25 protein-coding genes are annotated in these 21,973 nt (G+C 62.5%); 12 read left to right on the forward strand and 13 right to left on the reverse strand.

The features are described from left to right. Position 1: 1 nt before the first annotated feature. Positions 2 to 994 (reverse strand): LysR substrate-binding domain-containing protein, encoded by a 993-nt coding sequence (locus tag QRN52_RS05015; protein ID WP_284751662.1) that lies wholly within the window; start codon positions 992 to 994, stop codon positions 2 to 4. 107 nt (positions 995 to 1,101) lie between these two features. Here QRN52_RS05015 and QRN52_RS05020 point away from each other — a divergent pair, with 107 nt between their 5' ends. After that, entirely contained in the window at positions 1,102 to 2,358 is a 1,257-nt protein-coding gene (locus QRN52_RS05020; RefSeq protein ID WP_284751663.1) for an MFS transporter, read from the forward strand. 50 nt (positions 2,359 to 2,408) lie between these two features. Here QRN52_RS05020 and QRN52_RS05025 read toward each other — a convergent pair whose 3' ends face one another. Both QRN52_RS05025 and QRN52_RS05030 read right to left on the reverse strand, forming a co-directional pair. Then, on the reverse strand, positions 2,409 to 3,380 hold the full coding sequence (locus QRN52_RS05025) for an MIP/aquaporin family protein (RefSeq protein WP_284751664.1): 972 nt from the start codon (positions 3,378 to 3,380) through the stop codon (positions 2,409 to 2,411). A gap of 132 nt (positions 3,381 to 3,512) precedes the next feature. After that, entirely contained in the window at positions 3,513 to 4,676 is a 1,164-nt protein-coding gene (locus QRN52_RS05030) for a trans-sulfuration enzyme family protein (protein WP_284751665.1), read from the reverse strand. 131 nt (positions 4,677 to 4,807) lie between these two features. Here QRN52_RS05030 and QRN52_RS05035 point away from each other — a divergent pair, with 131 nt between their 5' ends. Then, the gene (locus QRN52_RS05035) at positions 4,808 to 5,311 is read left to right on the forward strand and encodes an Lrp/AsnC family transcriptional regulator (protein WP_078108298.1); all 504 of its coding nucleotides are present in this window, start codon (positions 4,808 to 4,810) and stop codon (positions 5,309 to 5,311) included. 19 nt (positions 5,312 to 5,330) lie between these two features. Here the strand turns inward: QRN52_RS05035 and QRN52_RS05040 are convergent, their stop codons facing one another. From QRN52_RS05040 to QRN52_RS05050, 3 genes are all read right to left on the reverse strand, one after another. After that, on the reverse strand, positions 5,331 to 5,558 hold the full coding sequence (locus tag QRN52_RS05040; protein ID WP_284751666.1) for a 2-nitropropane dioxygenase: 228 nt from the start codon (positions 5,556 to 5,558) through the stop codon (positions 5,331 to 5,333). Beyond that, positions 5,555 to 6,220, reverse strand: a complete 666-nt coding sequence (locus QRN52_RS05045; RefSeq protein WP_284751667.1) for an ArsR/SmtB family transcription factor — start codon at positions 6,218 to 6,220, stop codon at positions 5,555 to 5,557. The genes QRN52_RS05040 and QRN52_RS05045 overlap by 4 nt, the downstream gene beginning before the upstream one ends. 90 nt (positions 6,221 to 6,310) lie before the next feature. Then, complete coding sequence (locus tag QRN52_RS05050) at positions 6,311 to 7,549, reverse strand: MFS transporter (RefSeq protein ID WP_284751668.1); 1,239 nt, start codon at positions 7,547 to 7,549, stop codon at positions 6,311 to 6,313. Between the two features lie 168 nt (positions 7,550 to 7,717). Between QRN52_RS05050 and QRN52_RS05055 the strand changes: the two genes are divergently transcribed. From QRN52_RS05055 to QRN52_RS05085, 7 genes are all read left to right on the forward strand, one after another. Next, positions 7,718 to 8,278 (forward strand): Lrp/AsnC family transcriptional regulator, encoded by a 561-nt coding sequence (locus QRN52_RS05055; RefSeq protein WP_284751669.1) that lies wholly within the window; start codon positions 7,718 to 7,720, stop codon positions 8,276 to 8,278. A 9-nt stretch (positions 8,279 to 8,287) separates the two neighbouring features. Then, positions 8,288 to 8,713: a DUF1761 domain-containing protein gene (locus QRN52_RS05060; RefSeq protein ID WP_284751670.1), complete on the forward strand. Its 426-nt coding sequence runs from the start codon at positions 8,288 to 8,290 to the stop codon at positions 8,711 to 8,713. Between the two features lie 17 nt (positions 8,714 to 8,730). Next, entirely contained in the window at positions 8,731 to 9,726 is a 996-nt protein-coding gene (gene corA, locus QRN52_RS05065) for a magnesium/cobalt transporter CorA (RefSeq protein ID WP_284751671.1), read from the forward strand. Further along, entirely contained in the window at positions 9,726 to 10,091 is a 366-nt protein-coding gene (gene zapE / locus QRN52_RS05070; RefSeq protein ID WP_284751672.1) for an AFG1/ZapE family ATPase, read from the forward strand. The genes corA and zapE (QRN52_RS05070) overlap by 1 nt, the downstream gene beginning before the upstream one ends. Positions 10,092 to 10,125: 34 nt before the next feature. Then, the gene (gene zapE, locus QRN52_RS05075; protein WP_284751673.1) at positions 10,126 to 10,764 is read left to right on the forward strand and encodes an AFG1/ZapE family ATPase; all 639 of its coding nucleotides are present in this window, start codon (positions 10,126 to 10,128) and stop codon (positions 10,762 to 10,764) included. Between the two features lie 58 nt (positions 10,765 to 10,822). After that, complete coding sequence (locus QRN52_RS05080; RefSeq protein WP_284751674.1) at positions 10,823 to 11,269, forward strand: hypothetical protein; 447 nt, start codon at positions 10,823 to 10,825, stop codon at positions 11,267 to 11,269. An 89-nt stretch (positions 11,270 to 11,358) separates the two neighbouring features. Then, positions 11,359 to 11,916 carry a putative immunity protein gene (locus QRN52_RS05085; protein WP_284751675.1) on the forward strand — a complete coding sequence of 186 codons (558 nt, stop codon included), beginning with the start codon at positions 11,359 to 11,361 and terminating at the stop codon, positions 11,914 to 11,916. Positions 11,917 to 11,958: 42 nt separating this feature from the next. Here the strand turns inward: QRN52_RS05085 and QRN52_RS05090 are convergent, their stop codons facing one another. From QRN52_RS05090 to QRN52_RS05105, 4 genes are read right to left on the reverse strand one after another with little or no spacing between them, the layout of a single operon-like run. Next, the gene (locus tag QRN52_RS05090) at positions 11,959 to 12,489 is read right to left on the reverse strand and encodes a ferritin (protein ID WP_284751676.1); all 531 of its coding nucleotides are present in this window, start codon (positions 12,487 to 12,489) and stop codon (positions 11,959 to 11,961) included. A gap of 41 nt (positions 12,490 to 12,530) precedes the next feature. Then, a complete protein-coding gene (gene crcB / locus QRN52_RS05095) occupies positions 12,531 to 12,899 on the reverse strand; it encodes a fluoride efflux transporter CrcB (protein ID WP_284751677.1) in 369 nt (122 codons plus the stop codon). After that, positions 12,896 to 13,396 (reverse strand): fluoride efflux transporter FluC, encoded by a 501-nt coding sequence (locus QRN52_RS05100; protein WP_284751678.1) that lies wholly within the window; start codon positions 13,394 to 13,396, stop codon positions 12,896 to 12,898. Before QRN52_RS05100 ends, crcB begins: the two co-directional genes overlap by 4 nt. Next, positions 13,393 to 13,929 (reverse strand): universal stress protein, encoded by a 537-nt coding sequence (locus QRN52_RS05105; protein WP_284751679.1) that lies wholly within the window; start codon positions 13,927 to 13,929, stop codon positions 13,393 to 13,395. The genes QRN52_RS05100 and QRN52_RS05105 overlap by 4 nt, the downstream gene beginning before the upstream one ends. A 102-nt stretch (positions 13,930 to 14,031) precedes the next feature. On the opposite strand from QRN52_RS05105, the gene QRN52_RS05110 reads away from it, so the two are divergent. Continuing rightward, a complete protein-coding gene (locus QRN52_RS05110) occupies positions 14,032 to 14,766 on the forward strand; it encodes an SOS response-associated peptidase (RefSeq protein ID WP_284751680.1) in 735 nt (244 codons plus the stop codon). Positions 14,767 to 14,783: 17 nt separating this feature from the next. On the opposite strand, the gene QRN52_RS05115 is transcribed toward QRN52_RS05110, so the two are convergent. Beyond that, positions 14,784 to 15,053 (reverse strand): hypothetical protein, encoded by a 270-nt coding sequence (locus QRN52_RS05115; protein ID WP_139359719.1) that lies wholly within the window; start codon positions 15,051 to 15,053, stop codon positions 14,784 to 14,786. A gap of 371 nt (positions 15,054 to 15,424) precedes the next feature. Between QRN52_RS05115 and QRN52_RS05120 the strand changes: the two genes are divergently transcribed. Together QRN52_RS05120 and QRN52_RS05125 are read left to right on the forward strand one after the other, a co-directional pair. Further along, complete coding sequence (locus tag QRN52_RS05120) at positions 15,425 to 16,747, forward strand: hypothetical protein (protein ID WP_284751681.1); 1,323 nt, start codon at positions 15,425 to 15,427, stop codon at positions 16,745 to 16,747. 54 nt (positions 16,748 to 16,801) lie between these two features. Continuing rightward, positions 16,802 to 18,064, forward strand: a complete 1,263-nt coding sequence (locus QRN52_RS05125; RefSeq protein WP_284751682.1) for an acyltransferase family protein — start codon at positions 16,802 to 16,804, stop codon at positions 18,062 to 18,064. A gap of 227 nt (positions 18,065 to 18,291) precedes the next feature. On the opposite strand, the gene QRN52_RS05130 is transcribed toward QRN52_RS05125, so the two are convergent. Both QRN52_RS05130 and manD read right to left on the reverse strand, forming a co-directional pair. Next, the gene (locus QRN52_RS05130; protein ID WP_284751683.1) at positions 18,292 to 20,637 is read right to left on the reverse strand and encodes a gluconokinase, GntK/IdnK-type; all 2,346 of its coding nucleotides are present in this window, start codon (positions 20,635 to 20,637) and stop codon (positions 18,292 to 18,294) included. Further along, positions 20,627 to 21,856, reverse strand: coding sequence for a D-mannonate dehydratase ManD (gene manD, locus QRN52_RS05135; RefSeq protein WP_059387443.1), 1,230 nt, complete (start codon positions 21,854 to 21,856; stop codon positions 20,627 to 20,629). The genes QRN52_RS05130 and manD overlap by 11 nt, the downstream gene beginning before the upstream one ends. Positions 21,857 to 21,973: the final 117 nt, after the last annotated feature.

A 21,973-nucleotide genomic window follows, 5' to 3' on the forward strand; every position in this document is an offset into this window, starting at 1 on the left:
CCTATTGGGTTCCGGCTCGCGCTTCGCTTCCGGACCGAGCCTTGACAAGCCCTGCGAGCAGCCCCGGCCCTTCGGAAAGCACCAGTTCCCGGAAAAGCCTGACGGGGTCCGGTTCCTTGCGCCGTTCGCGCCAGGCAATCCCTATCTCCCGGTATGCGAGCTCCGAGTCGAGCGGCACTTCCACCCACCCGAGGTCCGTGGAATCCAGGACCCCTTGTGGTCCCGGCCCCAGTCCTCCCGGCGGCAGGATGCTGTAGCCCAATCCGGCGGACACAAGCCCGCGGATGGTATGCGAGTCCTGGCTCTCGAAAGCCACCCTCGGGCGAAAGCCCGCATCCCGGAAGATCGCGTCGGTCAGCGAGCGCAGGCCGAAACCAGGTCCCATGGAAACGAACGGCTCATGCTTGAGCTCGGTGAGCCCCACGCTGGCCCGCCGGGCCACCGGATGGCGGTGATGCACCACCAGCCGCAAAGGCTCGCGGTACAGCGCCGCCGAGCCGAGGTTCCTGCCCGGAGCCGCCACGGGCGCCGTCAAGGCGAAGTCGGCGTCACCGGCAATGAGTGATTCAAGGCAGGCGGCACGCGCTCCTTGGCTGAGCTCGAAGGCCGTGAAGGGGTGCCGGCTCCGGAATGCGCTCATGAGCAGTGGCAACGTGGCCTCGCCGAAAGTGTGCTGGAAGGTCACCGCAATTCGACCGCGGACAACATCGGATTCGTGGCGGACCACGTCCAGCCCCGCTTGGAACTCGGCGAGCGCCGCTTCGATATAGGGAAGCAGCGTCTTCGCTGCAGGGGTCAGGCGGACACCGCGGCCCTCACGGATAAGGAGTTCGGTCCCGACGACGGCGCTTGCCCGGGCGAGCGCCCGGCTCACCGTCGATTGGGGTACTCCGAGCAGTTCGGCCGTCTCGGTGACATGTTCTGTCCGGCCAAGCTCAGCTAGCAGTGGGAGCAACGGCAGTAGTTGGACCAATTGCTTGTGTTCGATGTCCACGCTTGTCCACCTCGGATCGACAATTTTCAAAACCATCCATACTCGCTATCAATCGTAAGTGAATCATGCATTGGAATCATCACTTCCGCTCGCCATACTGTGGAGAAGTGAGTAAAAGCGCAGTATCCAAGAGTCCCGCAGAGTCCGATTGGGAAGGCCATCTGAAGGGCTCCACCGCCTACCGGAGGATCCTCGCCGGTTTGGCCCTCGCCGGCGTGGCCACGTTCGCGCAGCTGTACTCCACCCAGGCCGTCCTGCCACTCATGGCGAACGAGCTGCACATCACCGCGGCAGAGGCGGCGCTCACTATTTCCTTGGCCACGGTAGGCCTCGCGGCAACGGTGCTGCCCTGGTCCTTCGTTGCCGACAAGATCGGCCGCGTGCGTGCCATGGCCATCGGAATCGCGGCGGCCACCGTCCTGGGCCTGCTCGTCCCCTTGGCTCCCACTTTTCCGCTTGTCCTCGCTTTGAGGGCGCTGGAGGGCATGGCCCTCGGCGGTATCCCGGCGATCGCGATCGCGTACTTGAATGAAGAAGTCAACAAGGTGCACGCCGCGCTGGCCGCTGGAAGCTACGTGGCCGGCACCACCCTCGGCGGTCTTGCCGGCCGCTTGCTCGCGGGCCCCGTCGGCGAATTGTGGGGCTGGCGAGCCGCCGCCTTCGCAGTCTCCATCCTTGCGACAGCGTCGGCCGCACTGTTTCTGGTACTGGTCCCGAAACCGCGCCGCTTCACCCCGCGTTCGGCCGGAGGTTTCCGCGGGGCAATGAAGACGCTGGCAGGCCACTCTTCCAATCCACGGCTGCTGGCCCTCTATATTCAAGCGTTCCTGTTGATGGGTGGATTCGTAGCCGTCTACAACTACCTCGGATTCCGTCTCCACGCCGCGCCCTTCGGACTGCCCGCCACCGTAGTCAGCCTGATTTTCCTCGCCTATTTGTCCGGAACCGTGAGCTCCCGATGGGGAGCCGGATTGTCCATGCGCTTCGGCCGGCGGACGGTCATGCTCGCCGGGATAGCGACCATGACGGCCGGCCTTGGACTCACTCTCTGGGACAACATCGCCGCGGTTCTGGCGGGCTTGGTGGTCTTCACCGGCGGCTTCTTCGCCGCGCACAGCATCGGAGCAGGCTGGACCGGGACCATCGCGACGAGCGGCCGCGCACAAGCAGCCTCGTTGTACAACCTCTCCTACTACCTGGGTTCCAGCGTTATCGGCTGGGCCGGAGGACTCGCCTTCCAGGCTTTCGGTTGGACTGCACTCGCTTGGACGGTCATCGCGCTGGGGTGCACGACGGCGGTGATCACCGCCGTCGTGCACCGATCCCCGGCGCGCCAAGTCGCCGTCGTCGGCTTCTCCGCGTGACCACGTATGCGCCGCACGGCACGGCAGATGGCCCCCGGATTGAATTACCCCTAGGCTGCCCGTTTAGGTTCGGACGCCGGAGCGATGTCTGCGCCCGCCCGTCCCGGAAGCGTGGGTTCCGCCAACAGGGTGCGCGCATGGAGCACGTCCCCGATGAACCAGTCGTAGATCAGCACACCGATCACTCCACCGACGAGGGGGCCGACAATCGGGATCCAGAAATACCAGCTGAACGCTCCGCCAACGGTGCCCGGCAGAGCCGTCTGCCCCCATCCGGCGAGCCACGCAAACAGCCGTGGTCCGAAGTCACGGGCAGGGTTGATGGCGTATCCGGCGTTCGCGCCCACGGACATGCCGATCGCCGCCACGGCCAGCCCGATCATGAACGGGCCCAGGTTCGACTGCACGGCCGTGTTGCGCATGTCGATGATGGCCACGACGAACAAGACGAGGAAAGCCGTGCCAACAATTTGGTCGACCAATGGACCCACGGGATTACCGTTGAAATACGGTGCCGGGAAGGTCGCGAAAATGGAGTAGGTCGCCAGCCCCTTTGGATCCGCGCGCCCGGTGCCGACAGCCTTGTTATAGGCGTCGATGGCATCGTGATAAAGCAGGTACACCAGCGCGGCTCCGGCGAAAGCCCCAACAATCTGGGCAAGGATGTACGGGCCTACCTTTTTCCACGGGAACTTCCGCCGGACCGCGAAAGCCACCGTCACCGCCGGATTGATGTGCGCCCCGCTGACCCCACCGCCGACGTAGATTGCCATCATTACCGCTATGGCCCATCCCCACGTGATCAACAGCCAGTCGCCGGCGGCCATGAAGATCGTGGTCGACGTCGCGGCCCGTCCCGAGCCGGGCAAGGCGGCAACCGCCATGGCCACAACCCCGTCGCCGAAAGCGATCAGCACAAATGTGCCGAGGAACTCGGCAAGGAGCTCACCCCAAGTACCACCCAGTTGCTTGAGGCCGCTTCCTTTGCGGACTGCATTCCTTAGTGGACTGACTTCACTCATTCCGAGTGCCTCCTTGAGTCATCCGATTCACCTTTGGAAATTGACAACCCCAGCAACTTCATGGTATGTCGAACGACCTGCGGTAACCAGCCGATTGCCTTAGGTAACCAAGACTCAAGGTCCGGAATAGGGCTAACGGGTGGACTCGATGGCCTGGACCAGGTCGTCGATGATGTCGGCGGGATCTTCCAGGCCGATGGAAAGCCTAAGCATGCGCGCCTGGGGCTTGGCCTCCGGAGCCACAGGGCGGTGGGTCAACCCGGCGGGGTGTTGGATCAGCGTGTCGGTACCACCCAGCGACACTGCGTGCGTAATGAGGCGGACGGAGCCCGGAATGCGCTCCGCATGCTCGGCCGATTCAAGGTCGAAAGAGATCAACGAACCCGGACCGCTCATCTGCGTACCCACCAAGTGCAGCGGATCGCACTCGGGAAGCCCCGGGTAGTACACCTTGGCGACGAGCTCGTGGCCGGCGAGCGCTGCAGCGATCTTGTGGGCGTGATCCTGCTGGGCCCGCACCCGAATGGGAAGGGTCGCCAGGCCCCGGTGCAACAGGTAGGCGGGCCACGGAGTCAGGATGCCGCCGGTCACGGCACGAACCCGGCGCAGGCGAGTGGCCCACTCTGCACTTGTTGCCACCACGCCACCCATGGCGTCGCCGTGGCCGCCCAGGAATTTCGTGGCGCTGTGAAGCACCATCGCGACGCCGTGCCTGAGCGGTTGCTGGAGGATCGGGGTGGCAATAGTGTTGTCCACGAGAACCGGAACATCTCCGGCGTCGGCCACCAGTCGGTTAAGGTCCACCAGATCCAGGCTCGGGTTCGCGGGCGTTTCCACCACCACCAGTCCCGTGTCCGGACGAAGGGCATCCTGCACACCGTCGGCCTTGACGAAGGTGACCTGGTTGCCAAGCAGGCCGCTGGCCAGGACGTGGTCCGTGCCGCCGTAGAGAGGCCGCACCGCAACCACGTGCGTCTTGCCTTCCGATTGGGCGGCCAGCAGCACTGCGCTGAAGGCAGCCATGCCCGAGGCAAAACCGACAGATTGCGCTGCACCTTCGAGCGCCGCTACGCCGTCTTCGAACCTGGCTACCGTAGGATTCCAAAGACGCTGGTACACCGTGCTCTGGCCCTCGAGGGGCACGCCGCCCGTAGCCATCTGCTCGTAGGCGAGGCCGCCGTCGTGGACAGAAGGCAAAGGCGCCGTGGTTGATAGGTCGATCGGGACTGCGTGCACGCCCTGTTCCGTGAGTCCTGTCCGGCCCGCGTGGACTGCGAGTGTATCGATGGCTGTCACTGCTCTCCTTGAATTATTCACCGTTGAATTCGGTTAGTATCTGGCAATAATTCGGAGATTGACAGCGCAAATGAATGGATTGAGCGGAAAATGGCATCTATGATGAATAGACAGCACTTTCAGGAGGATCCGTGAGCACCACCCCGAAGAACGTTCGGCCCGTCGGCATCAGCGAGCCCTTGGATGCGATCGACGAACGCATCCTCGCGGCTTTGGTTGACGACGCCCGGATCTCCAACAAGCAACTGGCCGAACTGGTCGGAATCGCTCCGTCGACGGCGCTCATGCGCACGCGGTCGCTTTCCGAACGCGGCATTATCGAGGGCTTCGAGGCTGTCCTCAGCCTCCCGGCAATCGGCCGATCGGTCCAGGCCTTGATCGCCGTGCGCCTACGCGCCCATGACCGCGACCAGATTGACCGCTTCACGGCCCGGGTTCCCGCCCTCCCTGCAGTGATCTCCACCTTCCATACATCGGGCTCCGTGGACTATCTGCTGCATATCGCAGTTGCCAACACCGACGACCTTCGCGACTGGGTCCTGGACAACCTCGCCACTGACCCAGTGGTGGGCCACACCGAGACCACTTTGGTCTTTGCCCACATCCAAGGCAATCACGGGCCACTGCCGGAATAGCGGTCGGGTTAGACCCAGCTCAGTGACGTGGCTCGAGGCCCGAGTGAGAAGCCCCCATGGCGTCCCGGCGAAGATCACCGAGTTCCTGCCGCCGCCTGGACGCCGCTCGCTGCGCGGCCAGGTCGACCGGAGGAATGTAGCGCCTGCGCTCGGCCCAGGAAACCAGGCCGGCTCCGATTCCGGCTGCTGCCGATTCCAGCATGGAGGGCCGGCGGTAGGTGCCGCATGATGCGGTGGCAGTGCTCATGACTCTTTCCCTTCGGTGGCTGCTGCGTGCGACTTCGCGTCGCGGGATTTCTTGTCTCCGGCCCACGCCGGGACGCCCAGGATCGGGAATGCGTTGAAATGGATCTGCACAGGGCGGGCATCGTCCGCCTCGGGTTCGCTCCTGATTTCCTCCAGAAGCTTTCGGGCGAAGGTTTCCATGGACCGCGCGTAGCGGCCGAGCTGCTCGGCTGACATCCGGGCGTTGGCAGTGTTGACGATGGCAGCGTCGAGCCAGTCTTCGCTCAGGGAGTCCATGCCGTGCGCCATGAAGTCGGCGAGGACGGCCTGCCTGCTGCGTTCGAACTCGCGGGTGACCAGCCGCGATGCCTCCTGCGTTGCCGGCGAATGTGCCAACTCGGGCGAAGTGATCTGGATAGCGCCCCTGGGCCGCTCCCACCACCGCTCCCGCGCAGTCCCCTTGCCTTGGACTTCGTGGACGAAGTCGAACTTGGCGAGTTGCCGCAAGTGGTAGCTGGTAGCACCACTGGATTCATCGAGGAGTTCGGCCAGGCTGCAGGCGGTCTGTGGCCCATAACGGGACAGCATCTCGAGGATTTGAACGCGCAGGGGGTGCGCGAGCGCTTTCAGGGATGCCGTATCGACCTTGCGGACGGGGAATTCCTGCTCTTGAACCTTGTCCATGCCGGAAACGCTACTCTTGCAAAGAAACCTTTGCAAGCATTTCTTTGCAAATCAATCTTTGCGAACTGGACCTGGGGGATAAACCGCCCGTCAGCCGTTCCGGAGCACCCTACGAAGGGACAAGGCAGCCAAGACCGTCGCCGCAAGCCCGCACACCACAGTGAAATAGCTGGCAGCGGCGCCCAGCCCAATGACCGAGGCGGCCAGGCCCAGCCCGATGACCGGCACAGCACTGCCAAGGTAGGTGATCACGTAGACGGTGCTGATGATCTGGGCATGCCGGGACGCTTCCACCTTGCTTGCAACATCGTTGAACACCAGCCGGAAGGCGATCCCCTGCCCCACCCCCGCGGACAGGCTCGCTGCCACCAGCAGCACCGGACTGGACAGGGATGCCGCCGCGCCGACCAGGACAATGGAAACTCCCAGGACCGCCAGTCCCATGGGCACGGCGAACCGTCCGCGGACTGTCAGCAATTGGCTGAGCGCGGACGCGCCGAGCGTCAGTCCGGCGAGCAGTCCGGTCATGGGGCGCGAATCTGCGTGCACGACGACGGCGAAATAGCCGGGCGCGAGCGAAAGGCAGAATCCGAACACAGCAAAACTGAGGAATCCCACGCTTGAGGCCAGCCAAAACGCTCCCCTGGCTTCCCGCGACACGGACGGCCGTCGCGGGGCGAGCACGGTGTAGGGACGCGGGCCTTCGGCAGGCCGAATCGCCGGGCGTGCCTTGAGAAGCCAAAGCGGGACAAGCAATAGGAGCAGGACGGCCGCGTGGATGAAGAACGGCGTCGAGGTGGCACCCGGGAGCAGCGAAAGCAATCCGCCGATTGCGGGACCCGCGGCCACCCCTCCGGAGGAAGACAGCAACGTGAAGCGGGAAGCCCACTCAGGCCGGGACGGAAGCAATTCGCGCAAAGCCGCCGAGCTCGCTCCGGTTGCGAGGCCTACGGCAACGCCTTGGAGCATGCGGCCGGCAGAGAGCATCAAGAGGTTGTCAGCGTTGGCGAAAACCAGCCCGCCCACGAAGCCCACTAGGACAGCCAGCACCAGCGCCGCACGCCGGCCGATATGGTCCGACCAGTGGCCGGCGAGCATCAACACGGCCACCAGCGTCAGGACGTAGCTCGCAAAGGCAATCGCCACGCCCAGTGACGTAATTCCCAGCTCCGCCTGAAGCAACGGATACAGCGGGCTCGCCAAGTTGGCACCGACAAGCAGTGTGAACGTGACGGCGCCGGCCAGGACCAGCCGTGCCGTGGTGGAAGCATCCCAGCCCCAGCGCCCGGCGGTGGCCGGTCGCATGCGCAGTTCGCTAAAGACAGTCATTTCCGTGCCTTCGCCTCAGCGGCCGTCGCGAAACCTGGCCTTGTGGGCCGGGACTGTACGGCCCAAGATATTGATGGCAACAGGATGTCGTAGATCTGCCATATAGATCAGATCTCCGTGGAAGAATTGATCAGGACAGTCAAAATTGACGTCCAAGGATGACCAAAAATGAGCTGGAGTGATGATTTGAACACCCTCGATCCGACGGACCTGAAGATCCTGCTCGAGTTGATCCGTGATCCCAGGGTTCAGGTCGGCGAACTCAGCGAGTCCTTGGGGATCGCACGCAACACCGCCCAATCGAGGATGCGGCGTCTGGTCCGCTCGGGCGTACTGAACGACGGCGGCCGCGAGGTCGACCTCGAAAAGGTGGGGTACGACGTCGTCGGCTTCGTGACGTTGGAGGTGACCCACCGGGAACTCGACGGCGTGATCGGAGCCTTGCGCCGCATCCCCCAGGTCCTTGAGGTGCATGAAATCTCCGGGAGGGGCGATCTCCTATGCCGGGTGGTGGCCACCGACACGCACAACCTGCAAACCGCGCTTCGCTCCATCCTCAGAACCAAAGGCGTCATCCGCACAGAAACGGTCCTTGCCCTGCACACCCATATCCCCTACCGGACAGAGCCGCTCATCGGCAGGCTCGTGGACGCGGCCGGGGCGGCCGGCGCCACGAAACGGGTCAAAGCGCAGGTTTCCACCGATTCGCCAGTCAGGGAAGCCGACTAGGATTCCAGAATGGATTGGCTCTCTTCTCTTCAGCACCTCAATTGGCTGGCCATACTCCTGGCGTTCGTTTCCAGCATGGTCATCGGATTTGTCTGGTACATGCCGGCGGTCCTCGGCAGACGGTGGATGCAGGCCATCGGCAAGACCGAGGAAGACCTCAAGAAGATCGACGGCGGCCCAGGAATCTGGATCCCCATGATGGTGGCCGCAGCACTCACGAGCATCCTGTTGGCCGTCCTTATCGGCAGGCTCGGTGTGCATGGAAGCCTGGCCGGCGGATTTTTTGCGCTGGTCATTGCGGTCGTCTTCCGCGTTGGCGCCCACGTGATCCACAACGGCTTCGCGGGCAGACCGTCTGCCGTGACCCTCATCGACTCCGGCCATGACATCGTGGCCATGACTGTCGCCGGGTCAATCATCGGGGCTTTGCCGTAAGGGAGGAGAATAACCTCGTGACCATCATTGACAATGCCGTCTATGTGAACGGTATCCGGACCGCGACTCCGGAAAGCCTTGAGCAAAGCGTCGAAACACTGGCCGCCCACGGCGGGATGGTGTGGATTGGACTGTACCGGCCGGACGAGACGGAAATGGCGGCAGTGGCCGCCGAGTTCGGCCTCCACTTGCTCGCCGTAGAGGACGCCGTCAATGCCCACCAGCGGCCCAAGCTGGAGCGGTACGACAACAACCTCTTCACCGTCCTGCGGCCTGCGCGATACGTGGACGCTACGGAGACCGTGGAGTTCGGTGAACTGCATATCTTCACGGGGAGGAACTTCGTGGTCACGGTCCGGCACGCTGAAACACCCGGGGTGGCCAGGGTCCGTCGCGATCTGGAACAACAACCGGAGCTTCTGCGCCATGGTCCCGAAGCCGTCCTTTACGCATTGTTGGACCGAGTGGTGGACGACTACGGCCCCGTGATCTCGGGGCTGGAAAACGACATCGACGAGATCGAGGACCAGCTCTTCGGCGGGGACCCCCTGGTTTCGCGGCGCATCTATGAACTTGCCCGCGAGGTCATCCAGTTCCAGCGCGCAATCAACCCCCTCCCGGACATGATGGCCTCCCTGAAGCGCGGGTTCGAGAAATACGGTGTCGACATCGAACTGCAGCGCAAACTCCGCGATGTGGAGGACCACGTCGAACAAGTCATATCCCGCGCCAATGGTTTCCGGGACCTGCTTCAAAACGCCCTGACCCTCGACGGGACCCTGACCGCGAACCGGCAAAACGAGGCGAGTGCGGCACAAAACGAACAAACCAAGAAGATCTCCTCGTGGGCCGCGATCTTCTTTGCACCGGCATTCGTTACCGGGCTCTACGGCATGAACTTCGACATCATGCCCGAGCTCCATTGGACGTTCGGCTATCCCATGGCGCTCGGCATGATGGTTGCCGCGGGCTTTGTCATGTATGTCATCTTCAAGCGGAAGAACTGGCTCTAGTGTTCCCTGCCTCTGCCGGGCGACGCCTCGATGCGTCAGCTCTCATGGCGGAGATCATCGCCGACGCCGACGCTTCAGGTTTCGTCCTGGAGCCGGCCCAGGCCGCGGCCGCTGCCCGGCTCTGCCAGCTCGGCGAGGCCGTCACTGTCGGGCGCGAGGGACTCCGGCGCGCGGGACTCCGCCGCCCGGGACTCCTACGATGGCGGACCCCGCGCAGCGTCTACCTTCACGGTCCGGTGGGGCGCGGCAAAAGCTGGCTCATGGACAGCTTTTACCGCCAGTTGCCGGGGCGTAAAAGGCGCATCCATTTCCATGATTTCTTCCGCCAACTGCATCGAGGTGACGTCGAACTATCCACCGGATAAATTGTTGCCGAACCCTCTGTGGCACGATCACTTCGTGCCGACCATCGGGGTGATCAAGGAGATGATGGACATCATGGAGATCGACGGAGACACAGATTTCCGGCGTTCGCAGGTTCCCGGTTCCGCTGCGACACCCAGCGGCTCCAGTGGACTGAAGGCATTCAGCAGGGGCAAGATCATTACGCCCGGAACGCCTGCGCAACTCGGAGCCTTCGGTTTGTTCCCGCCATCGAAGGCACAAGAGCGGATCCTCACGCCCACGACGCAACGACTCACCGTCAAGGCGGCCGACGACATGCTCTGGGTCAGTTTCGCGGAATTGTGCGGCCGCCTCATGTCGACGGCGGACTACTTGGCTTTGGCGGAGGACTACGGAACCTGGGTGATCGACGGCGTGCCGTCGCCGACGATCGGGTCGACCGCCGGTTCTGCACCGGCCTGGCAACGGTTCAGCAATGTGGTGGATGTCCTCTACGACCAGGACATCACGCTGTTCCTGGTGGGCCACGGCCCCCTGGACTGGGATCTTGCCCAGGATCCGGCGCACCGGACTGGCTCCCAGCAAAGAAGCGCCCAGCCCGTTGACCTGGCCGGAATCGCGAGCCGGCTGTCGCTCCTGGGCCGGGTGGAGTCCTCGGTGCCTTTTGAAGAAGTGGAGGCCGGGGGCAGCTGAAGGCACGGCCTTGGCAAACGGCCCTACGCTTCAGTAATGGTCTACGCGAGGTAGAGATATGGCAGGTTTGAACCTGAGAACGACCGTACGGAAGCAGACGCTCGTCTTCGTCGTTGCCGTGCTGATGATCATCTTCGGCTTTGCCGAGGTCGTCACGGGCTTCGCGCATGACTTCGTGGGGTTGGTCACAGCAGCAGACGCGCTCACCACGGTCATGGGGGTTGGCCTCGGCTTGTGCTACGTCGCTGGTGGAACACTCCTGTTGTGGTTCACTCGGGGCACCGTGCTTGCCGCGGTACTTCTGTTGCTCGTCGATATCCTCGGTCGCATCGCAATGACGCTGTCGGGGATGTACCCTGTCGATACTCCGAAACAAGTGATTGGCATCGTCGGTGGGACCTTTGTTGCCGTCATTTTCGCTGGTATCGCGTTCTGGAAGTATCGCGTGCTATCCAGGATCCGCGGCTCGAAGGACAACTTGGGCGCGAACAACCCGCAGCCTTAGCCTGGCTACGTCGGCCCCTACCGGCTACGTCGGAGATGCGGCTCATGAAAGATCCGGAGCACGTGGGGGCGGTGTGTGAAAATTTTGGCATGTCTTCCCCTCAGTCACTGAGCGAGGCCGATCGCCGCATCGTCGCGGCATGGGCGGCGGACTGTGCTGAGCGAGTCCTGGTCTTCTTCGAGACGGAGGCCCCCACAGACGGCCGACCACGTGATGCCATCGCCCGCGCTCGGGCGTTTGCTCACGGTGAACTCGACGCCGCCGGTGAGATTCGCCGACGCTTCCGTGTTGCTCGGGCCGCGCACTCGGTGAGCTCTCCCGCGGCCGTGGCGGCCGCCCGGGCCGCTGGACAAGCCTCCGGCGTCGCTCACATGGGCGCGCACGCTCTCGGCGCAGCCGCCTACGCCGCGAAAGCGGCCGGGCTGGCCACTCCGGATCAGCCCACGGCCATCTCCGACGAGATCTCCTGGCAACTCGCGAACATGAGTGCTGAAGTGAGGGCGGCGCTTCGGCAGCTGCCGCCGGTGGGTGAGGACTCCGCGGGCCCGCTCGGTTCCGGACTTCTCGCGTCGGGCCTTCTTGGGTCAATCGTTCGGAAGATTCAGGCCGCTATCGGCAGTAGCACGCCACAGGGGGGTGTCCGGTAGGCGATCGGGGGCGGTGACTTCAGTCAGAAGACGAAGGACGCCCTAGATCGCCCCTCCGGCGGTGGGCGGCGCACCGATGTCGTTGCCGCCGTCGCCGACTTGCTCCCGGGCGACATAGTTCTCGATGTCGAAGAGGTTGTCCGCGCGCTCTGCGATATTCAACAAAGTAGTCATCGAGGCAACTTCTTCGACCTGCTCCTTCAGGAACCACAACATGAATTGCTCGCCGAGGGGATCATTCTGATCCCTCGCTGCCCGGAAGAGCTCCTCGATGTTGCGGGTGACTTCCTTTTCCTGGGCCAACGCCAAGGCAATCGGCTCCTGCACGTTGGCAAAGTCGTTGCGGACGGCCGGAACTCCCGGAATCTGGACCGGCTGGTTACGGTCCAACATGTACTGGACCATCATCATGGCGTGGTTGCGCTCTTCCAGTGCCTGGCGGTAGAAGTGTGCCGCCAGCTGCGGTAGATCCTGGCCATCAAAGTAGACCGCCACCGCGATGTACTGTTGGGACGCAGCAAACTCGTTTCCAACCTGGGCGGACAGGAGCTCGTTGAATGTCTTCTTTGCCATGCGCCCGATCCTACCTTTGGCACTTGGTGCGGGCAGGAGCTTCAGAGCAAAAAAACGAGCCCGACGCCGGCTGCCGCGGCTCCGACGCATGCCGCCATAGTGCCTACTCCGTTGAGGAGGGCCAGGCCGGTGCGGCCGGCCTGGACAAGCCGGACGGTCTCCAAACTTGCCGTACTGAAGGTCGTGTATCCGCCGAGGAATCCGGTGCCGAGAATCAGCTGAAGTGATTCGGGAGCCTGATGTGACATCACGAGCCCTGCCAGGATCCCCATGAGCAGCGAACCGGAGAGGTTGATGAAGATCGTGCCGAGCGGCAGAGCAGTCCGGGCCCAGGAACGGACCACCCCATCCACCACGAACCGGGCAGCCGCCCCTGCGCCACCCGCGAGCGCTATCAGAAGGAGGGTCATGGCTGGGCCTTCTGCCTCTCTCGGGCGGACTTGTGCTGGAGCGCCCCAAGCCAAATACCGAGGGTTGTGGCCGCGACACCGCCTAACAGGCTGGCTACCAGATACCAGATGGCGTCCATCCCGCGTCCTGCTCCGAAGAGATGCACCGAGTCAAGGGCCAAGGTGCTGTACGTGGTGTAGGCCCCAAGGAAACCACTTCCGATGCCCAACCGGGCAATCCGGCGGAGACCGGCGTCGGGCCCGCTCCGGGCGAGCGCTTCGAGGAGCCAGCCAAGCGCGAGCGCACCGGACAGATTGATAAGCAAGGTGGGCAGCGGCCACGCGTTTGGTGCCGGAAGGGCCATGCCGAACCCGTAGCGGCTCAAAGCCCCCAGGATTCCGCCCGCCGCGACAAGCAGAACGAACCGCCCGTGCAGATGGAGCGGGCGGTGCGGGTGCCGGTCCGGTGGTGCCGTCTGGGCTTTGGCTCCCGGCGGGGCGGTGCTGCTTTCCTTCATTGATCCCTGCTTGGGTCGTGACGGCCCAAGGGAACCATGAGCACGGGGCAGTTCTGGCGATGCGCCAGGTGCAAGGCTACCGATCCGGTGACCAGTCCTTCAAACTTCGGGCCGAGGCCGTGTTCCTTGGTTCCCACGACAATCATGGATGCATTGATACTCGCCGCATAACGGCCCAGTGACCGGGCAGGCTCGCCGGCGAGCGTCACGAAGGTCCACCGCACGCCCGTTCCGTCGAGTTGATCCGCGATGCGGGATTGGAGCGACTCCGAGATGGCCGCGGCGTCGTCGTCGATTCCGTCGGGATCGATCGGTTGGGCCGCCAGATGCCCATCCCGGTCCCCGGCGGCAGGGAAGCTCGTGACATCAGCGAAAGCCAGGACCAGTTCCAATCCGGCGCTGAGCGCTACTTCGGCGGCCTTCTCAACCACCGTGACAGGCTGGTGCGGGAGCACCCCGGCCAGCACCGGACCGGCCAAGCGGGCGGGGCTCGCCTTGGCCAGCGGCGTGTCCTCGCCACGCGGGTTGCTCATGGGGCCCTCCAATGTCCGTGTTGTCAGGGTGCGGCTTCCGTATTGCTCCAGTATGGGCTTCTACGGCTGGCGTTGTCCCAAGCGCTACGCGAGAATGTCGATATGTGCGGTCGGTTCAGTGTCGGTTTCGAAGCAGACTATCTCTCGAGGAAGCTCGGTGCCGTGCTGCGCGGTGATACCGACTACCCCTCGCCAACGCTCCAGATCAACCCGACAGACCCCGTGGTCTTTCTGCGGGGACGGGCCGGGGACGATTCGGTCGGACGCGAGCTCGCGGCCGGGCGCTGGGGCTTGGTTCCGACATTCTCCAAGTCCTTCGATTCGAAGGTACCCACTTGGAATGCACGCTCGGAAACGGCTGGGTCAACCCCGGTATTCAGGGCTTCCCTGCCGAAGTGGCGGGCGGTTGTCCCCGCCTCTGCGTACTACGAGTGGAAGAAATCGGGGCCTGGCCGAAAGGATCCCAAGCAGCGCTACATCGTCGAACCTCAGGATGAGTTGATTACCTTCGCCGGATTGTTTGCGCCATGGCGCGACGAGAGCATCGAGGACAAGTCCGCGCCCGGCGCCTGGCGTTTGTCCTGCTCGATCCTGACCATGGATTCCCCTCCGGAAGGCGTTCACGAAAGACTGCACAACTTGCATGACCGGATCCCGGTTCCGATTTCTCCAGACATGATCGACGATTGGATCGACCCCAAGGAAACCAGGGGCCAGGCCCTGTTGGACGCCGTGCTGGGCGAGGCGTATGGCTTGGCGTCGGCATGGATGATGAGGCCCGTGGAACTCGTGGACGACAACACCAAGTTGGTGGACGTCGCGAACCCGGCCGCCTGACTCAACGCTCTCAGCGCTCAACGTTCATAGCGCAGCTCGGCCCTCACGTCCGTATCCTTTAGCCAGGTCAATCTGGTAGCCGATCCGAAGGGGTTCGGCCACCACTGCACCAAGACCTTGCCCTCCGACGTCCGCGTGACCATGGCCGGAACATATTGAAGGTACTTCGGCCAAACGAGCTTGGCGATAACAGGCACCCTTGAAACGGTTGACAGCGGTTCCGTTTGCCGCGGGGGCGGGGCGCCGACTGAATTCAACGGCGCGGGATATTCGGGCTGGTCAGGCATGCCCGAATACTACTGCGAGGCATCGACAATATGGAGGCCGGGAGATTCGAACTCCAATCCCCCATGCCGAGCACCGGGCATGCGACGGCCACTCCCCGTGCCGCCGGGAATTAGCCGCCGCAGGACGAACCAGGCTAAAGCCGGATGTGGAACGAATCGCAGAACAGGTTCTCGTTGAACGTACGCGATATACCCGCCGGCTAGCCGATGCAGGCCCAGTTCGAGCGCAGCCCATGACGGGCGGCGTATTTTCGTAGGCACTATCGGGGTGAGGTAATATGCATGCGGTGCAGGCACTGCAGGGCCCCTAATCAGGAGTGCTACCAATAGATACTCCACGTGCGCTCCGCGTCGGTGGTCGAAGAGGGACTATGAAAAGCAGCGACAGAAATGTAGTTCCGATGAAAATCAATGTAGTTCCGATGAAAATCGGGTGGATAATTCCTTCTACATTCGGGGCGGTGCTCGCAGGCACCCTGGTCGCATTCGGTCGCCTCAGCCCTACAGCTCAAGGGACCATCTGGGCGGAGGACGGCGCAGTCTTTCTCCAAGACGCGCTGAGCCGCCGTGGATTGCTGGATGTGTTTGCTCCGTACCAGGGCTATCTGCATGTAGTTCCGCGGGCTATGACGAAGTTTGTGGTCAGGTTCTTTTCAATCGACGACTTTGCCATAGCCGTTTCCTCGTTGAGTTGTCTCCTGATTACCCTCATAGCCCTGATGGTGTTTCATTGTTCGAGGGCCCTCACCACAAATGTTCTGATCCGACTGGCGTGGGCATCAATCACTATTTTTGTTGCTCCCGGCGCGCTGGAGACTCAGGGTAACTTTGCCAACATTCATTGGTATCTGCTGTGGTTGGTACCCTGGCTGCTTATCAAGCCCACGCAATCGAAATATGAGGGTTTCCTACTTTTCGTCGTGGCAGCATTGGCATCTCTCACCGAGATTCTGACGGTGATGTTCGTTCCGCTCTTCCTCTACCGGTTCAAGGACAAGGCACTTTTACCGGCTCGCCTCGGCTTGCTGGTGGGCATCACATGCCAGATCATTACCACTCTGTCCTATCCGCGTTCTGCTCCTTTCGCGCCAGTCAACGTTGCTTCGGTAGCCGAAGGATGGTTCCTCAACAGCAGTTCGGCAGTAATCTTCGGCACATCAAGACAAATTTCCCGCAATATCCTGAACTTCGGAGTGTTGCCTGTAGTCTTGGCCGCATTACCATTTTTTCTTGCTTTTTTGTATCTTCTGTTGAAGGGCTCCATGCGTATTCGCGTGGCAGCACTTTCGTTCGTAGCGGCTTCGGTGGGTGTGTGGACTGCAGCGGCAGTATTCAACTTTTCGGACACGTTTGATTACTCAGAGTTTGGTGTGACCCAATGGGGCGCCTTCCTTTTGGGGAGATATAGCACTGTCCCATCGATGTTCCTACTTGCCCTGGTTCCATTGTTGGCAGTCTTATGGGAAAAGACTTCTCCAAAGGCCACCACGGGTGTTTTAGCCGCCTTCCTTGTTCTGCAGTGCTTGTATTTCTTTCCGTCATCGGCATTCCGTCAGGAGGGACCGCTCTGGGCAACCGGCGTTGCAACTGCCAGAGTCGCTTGTATCGCTGATCCTGGGATGACCGAATATCCAATCGGAACGGCGCCGGGGGCATGGAAGGTGCAGGTCCATTGCAACGACCTGCGGCCTTGACGCGTCGTTTTCACTGCTTCATCAACATCGATCGTCCCTCCTGAAGGAGCCACCGTGAAAAAAATCGTCGAGCCTCTCCCCTCCTGGGGACGCCGGCTAGCCGGCATCGAAGGACTGCGCGCGGCAGCGGCTCTATCAGTGCTGGCATATCACGTCGGCCTCATGGCCTCGGACGAAGTTCATTTGGGACCAGTCGGCCAGGTTTTTCTGCCTCTTCTCGGCCAAGGGCTTCCACTTTTCTTTGTCCTGTCAGGGTTCCTGCTGTTCAGGCCGTTCGTCACGTCGATCATGCGAGGCAAAGAGCTCCCTTCAATTCGGCGTTATGCAGCCAACAGATTACTGCGGATCTACCCCGCTTACCTTGTCATATTGGGAGCGACCGCCCTCGTTATGGGGTCTGTCTACATCAAAGGCAGCACACACGGGTTTGGCCCGGACAATATCGGACGCCTGACCGAGCCCATAAAGTTCCTTGCCAATGCGTTGCTAGTACATATGTTTATTCCGCAGTTCGTCATGAGCGGCCTTCCCGTCGCTTGGTCGTTGACGGCCGAGATCACTTTTTACGTAGCGGTGCCGTTGATGGCGCTACTTTCGGCCCGGCTCGTGCGGCTGGGAACCAGCAAGGCAGTGGCTCTAGCGATTGCCCCGGTTGCCCTGGTCGTTATCGGATTGGGAGTGACTTCCTGGGGCCATGCGGCGGCCGATCACCTTGACTACACCCAACGCGTTGATTTTGCCTTTGGGCAGACTGGTACTGCAGTTTTACTGAGGAGTTTCCTGGGACAAGCTGACCTGTTTGGCTATGGAATCGCAGCGGCACTGGTTGTTGTCGCCCTGGATGAGCGTGGTGTTCAGCGTGTTGCGGCTTGGGTAAAGGTGGTCCTCCTTGCCGCAGCTGTAGCTGCCATATGGGCCGGTATGTCAGGCACAATGCCCTACTTGTCGAATATGGCTGGAGTCGCCTCGGCTCTTGTCCTTCTTGCCGTTGTCCTCCCATCATCACGAGACGGAGGGGCAAATAGACTCGCGCTATTGTTTGAATGGCGTCCGATTAGGTTCACGGGGACTATCAGTTACAGCATCTACCTGTGGCATCTCCCGGTCATTTTTTGGCTCATGACACACAAACTAACAGTTGGAGGAACCGTGCTGGCACTTCCCTTCAACACCATCCTTGTCCTCGGAATCGTTTTGCCGCTGTCTGCCTTGACGTATTACTTGGTGGAGCGCCCCGCCATGTTGAGAAAGAAACCTTCACCCCAAGGGGAATCTAGTTCGCAGAAGGTACCTCTGGCGACTTCGGCCGCGCCGTGACGTACGTGTGAGAGTCTTTGTGAAGCACCATTTGGTCCACGTCAAGGGGTGGGAACGGTCGTTCCAGCAGGTGATGAACACGCCGACCTTGCGCATCAGGCCGGTCACGGACGTGAACGTGCCCCGGTGGATGCCTCGGTGCCTGTGCCGACCGGACTCCCTGCGGACTGACGCTAATCAGTCAGCAAGGAGTCCTTCCTAACCCCTAGAATTCAAGGAAAAAGAACCTAGAGCCGGGTGTCGAACGAGTCGCAGAACACATTCTCGTTGAACGTCCCTTGGAAGTCGGACTTGCCCTGGATTTTCTGGATGGTTGCCCGAATGGCCTCGCGGGTCCCTGCGTGGGCGTTGATGGCCGTCTTGACCATCGGCACATCGATCAAGTGGTTTGGCTGGTTCAGCGAGACGAACACCGTGGGTACTTCCGTGACGTACCAAGGGATTTCCGCCGCCATGGGACTGGACCACTTGATGCGGATCGCAGCCTCCTGGGCAAACCCCTTGACATTGGCAAAGACGAACGCGGCATCGTACTTTTCCGCATAATCGCCGGTGGCTTCGTCGGAGATGACGCTCATGAAGTTCACGCCCGACTCCCCCGCAGCTTCGCGTTGCTCCGCCGTCTTGAAGAGGTGGACCTCGAAACCGGCGGTTTCAAGTTCTTCTTTGACCGTATCCAGATAGGCCAACGGATCCGCCCGGGTGAAATCGGAACCGCCGGAGATGCCGTACAGGCGAATACGCTTATGCGTTTCCGGTGTGATGGGCAGGTTGCCGGCAGTGTCCTTGATCAAGGTGACGGTCTTGTCGGCGATTTCGGCAGCGACGGCGAGGTGCGCCTCGCTGCCGATCAGCCGCAGCACTTCCGGCGACGGCGTCAATTCTTCCGGGAGTTTCTTATGCAGCCCCAGGCTGGCCTTCAACCCCAGAATCCGGCGCAGCGCGTCGTGCAGGCGCTGATCGGTGATCACGCCGGACTTGTAGCCGTCCATCATGTACTGGAAGTCCTCCGCCGGGTTGCGGAAGAACAGGAACATGTCGCAGCCAGCGGCGATGGTGGCTGGAACGAGATCCTTGCGTTTCTTGGCCTGAGTGAGGCCGACCATTTGCGATGCGTCAGTGAGGATCAGCCCGTTGAAGCCGAGCTCGCCACGGAGCAAGTCCTGGAGAAGCTCCGGAGCGAGGGTGGCGGGCAGGATGTCTTTGTCTTGCGTCCCGGGACGGAAATGCCGCGTGAGCTCAGGCGCCCCGATGTGTCCGACCATGATCGACTGAACCCCATGGCCGATCATTTCCCGGTACACGTGCCCGTAGCTGGAATTCCATTCCGCGTACCCGATCGTGTTGTACGAAGTGACCACGTGCTGGTCGCGTTCGTCCACGCCGTCGCCCGGGAAATGCTTGATAGCGCAGGCAGTGGGCGATTCGCTGATGCCGTCGAAATACTCCTTGGCGCGCTCCACCACGATTTCCGGTGTGTTGCCGAACGCCCGGGTGGAGATGACTGTGTTGCGCCAGTTGTAGTGGATGTCCACGATCGGCGCGAAGGCCCAGTTGCAGCCCAAAGCCGCGGTTTCCACACCGGCCACCTGGCCCATTTTCCTGGCGATGGACTTGTCAGGGTGGGAACCGGCCTGTAGGTGCGTCGACACGAAAGTTCCGTCGTCGCAGCTTCCCGCTCCGCCCATTTCCGGGTTGGAGGCCACCAGAAGCGGGATGCGCGTCCTGGACTGGGCATAACGGATGTGTTGCTGGACAGCGGCGGACGGACCCGGCCTGTACCGCATCCCGCCGACGTGATAGTTCTCCAGCACACCGTCGAGGTACTCCGGGGAGTAATCGTTGTTGTGGTTGATGAAGAGCTGCCCGATTTTTTCCTCGAGGCTCATGCCGCGGATGGTGGAATCCACCCACGCAACAGCCTCGTCGTCGAGGTTGAACGGCGCCGACTGGAGGTCGACGTCGAACTGCCGCGCCGGGGTGCCCGCGGTACCGGCGCTGTCGGCCGCCGGAGCTTTGGAGCCTGCGACGGCGGCAATCCCGGCCAGCGCTTCCGCGACCACCTCGCTTACCGGGACGGCGATGTCCACGACGAACCCGGCCTCGTCGGCGTCGAGCGGTTCCAGGGTGGCGAGCTGCGAATCAAGGAGGGCCGGCGGCATGAAGTGGCCGGAACGCCCTTCTGTCCGTTCCCTGAGCACCTCTTTGCTGCCGTGCAGGTGCAGGAAGATGGTGTCCGGGGCTTTCTCACGGATGGCATCCCGGTAGCTGCGCCGGAGGGCGGAACAGGCGAGAACCAGCCCGCCGTCGCCGGCGTTGGCGAGTTCGGTGCCGACCGTCGCCAGCCAAGGCCAGCGGTCCTCATCAGTCAGGGGCGTGCCCGCGGCCATTTTGGCGACGTTTTCGACGGGGTGGAGCGAATCGCCGTCGAGGAACGGAACTCCCAGCGCCCGGGCCACGAGGTCTCCGATGGTGGTCTTGCCGCAACCGGAGACGCCCATCACCACAATGCGCCGCGGCTGTTCTGCAGCTCCGCTGAGGTCGCCGGCCGCGGCCACGTTCCTACCAGTCATGGACGGTGCCGTCCACGAGGCGGTTGTACGGCAGATAGGCCTGCTGGTACGGGAAGGAGTTGGCGGCTTCCTCGTTGAATTCGACGCCGAGGCCCGGCTTGTCGCCCGGGTGCAGGTAGCCGTCGGTGAAGGTCATGGACTGCTCGAAGACCGTATTGGTCTTGTCCGAGTGCTGCATGTACTCCTGGATGCCGTAGTTGTGGATGGCCAGGCCCACGTGCAGCTGCGCGGCGAAACCGACAGGGGAAATGTCGGTGGGGCCGTGGAAGCCGGACTTGATCTGGTACTGGGCGGCGAAGTCCATGACCTTCTTCAGCGGCGAGATCCCGCCGAAGTGCGTGGACGCGGCCCGGACATAGTCGATCAGCTGTTCCTTGATGAGCGTCTGGAAGTCATAGACCGTGTTGAAGATTTCACCGATCGCCAGCGGCGTGGTGGTGTGCTGGCGGACCAGTCGCAGCCCCTCCTGGTTTTCGGCCGGAGTGCAATCCTCGAGCCAGAACAGGTCGTACGGTTCCAGGGCCTTGCCGAGCTTGGCTGCCTGGATGGGGGTCATGCGGTGGTGGCCGTCGTGCAGCAGCGGGATTTCCGGGCCGAATTCGTTGCGCACCGCTTCGAACACGGTTGGCAGATGGCGCAGGTAGGCGCGGGTGTCCCAGTCCTCTTCCTGCGGGAACGCACCGCGGCCGGCGGGCTCGTAGTCGTAGCGCTCACCCGAGGCCTGCGCCTGGGCGGCCACGCCGTAGACGGCCTTGATGCCCGGGATGGCGGTCTGGATGCGGATCGACTTGTAACCCAGTTCCAGGTGCTCCCGGACCGAGTCGAACAAGGACGGGATGTCCGCGCCCGAGGCGTGGCCGTACGCGCGCAGCCCGTTGCGGGAGGCGCCGCCCAGGAGCTGGTAGACCGGCAGTCCGGCCACCTTGCCCTTGATGTCCCACAAGGCCATGTCGACGGCGGCGATGGCGGCCATGGTGACCGGGCCGCGGCGCCAGTACGAGGAGCGGTAAAGGAACTGCCAGGTGTCCTCGATGCGGTGCGGGTCCTTGCCGATCAGAAGCTGCGCGACGTGTTCCTTCAGGTATGCGGCCACGGCGAGTTCACGGCCGTTCAGGGTCGCGTCGCCGATGCCGGTCACGCCGTCCTCGGTGGTGATCCGCAGGGTCACGAAGTTCCGGGTGGGGCTGGTCACGAAGACTTCAGCGGCAATGATTTTCACAGCTGGTCCTTTCAGGGTTGCTGATCGAGGGCTGGCCTGGCCCGGATGCGACGTGCACCACAGGGCGGGTAAAGACGATCTTAGGATGGATGACAAATATTGGCAACCGGTTGCAAT

The organism is Arthrobacter sp. efr-133-R2A-120 (genome assembly GCF_030209835.1).
Taxonomy (GTDB): domain Bacteria; phylum Actinomycetota; class Actinomycetes; order Actinomycetales; family Micrococcaceae; genus Arthrobacter.